Annotated in this window: 2 protein-coding genes; both read right to left on the reverse strand. The window is 65.2% G+C overall.

Features of this window, described 5'->3' with window-relative positions:
• A partial coding sequence (locus tag ACWKWX_RS32625) for a type II secretion system protein GspG (protein WP_483829930.1) occupies positions 1-368 on the reverse strand: 368 nt, incomplete at its 3' end.
• Positions 369-390: 22 nt separating this feature from the next.
• Positions 391-804 (reverse strand): type II secretion system F family protein (locus tag ACWKWX_RS32630; protein WP_483829929.1); only part of this gene is annotated, 414 nt, incomplete at its 5' end.

The following is an 804-nucleotide window of genomic DNA, read 5'->3' on the forward strand; positions in this document are numbered from 1 at the left end:
GGCTGGCCGTCCTGGCCGTAGAAGATCAGGTCGAAGCTGCCGTGTTCGCCGGGGAAGCGGTAGCCGAACGGATGGCCAAACGGGTCCTTCAAATCTGAGGGCTTGGCGTAGGGGCCGGCCCAGTTGCCCGCCGTGGAAGGCTTGGTCACCAGCTGGTTGAGGTTGGCCGGTGGCGCGCCCATGTCCAGGGCGTAGCTCTCGACCTTCATGCTCAGGCTGGCCAGTTGCGCCTTGCCGGCGCCGTACTTGCCCTTGTCGACGTTGCCGCCCACCTGGCGCACGACGATGGTGGCGACGATGCCCAGCAGCACGATCACCGCGAGCATTTCCAGCAAGGTGAAACCGCCCTGGCGGCGGCCCGTGTTCATGGTTTTCATGGGGTGTGGTCCTTTAAATGTTACTGGTGAGGCTCATCAGCGGCAGCATGATGGCGAGCATGATCACGGCGACCATCACCGCCATGACCACCGTAAGGGTGGGTACCAGGGCGGCAAGCATGCGGTCGATGCCGCGCTTGGCTTCGACGTCGAACACCTCGGCGACTTTCAGCAGCATGCCGTCCAGCTCGCCGGCCTGTTCGCCGACGTCGATCATCTGGATGGCCAATTCGGGCAGCAGCAATTGCGACCTGCCTTGTGGGAGCTGGCTTGCCAGCGAGCTTTGGGGCCCTGAAAGGCTCGCTGGCAAGCCAGCTCCCACAGACAGCTCCTGGCTCAGGCCGCTGGCCAGGGTGCCGCCGCCCTTGACCCAGTCGGTGGCCTGCTCCACCTGGGCGACGATGGCGCGGTTGCTGCACACCTGGCG

Source organism: Pseudomonas imperatae (assembly GCF_057128625.1).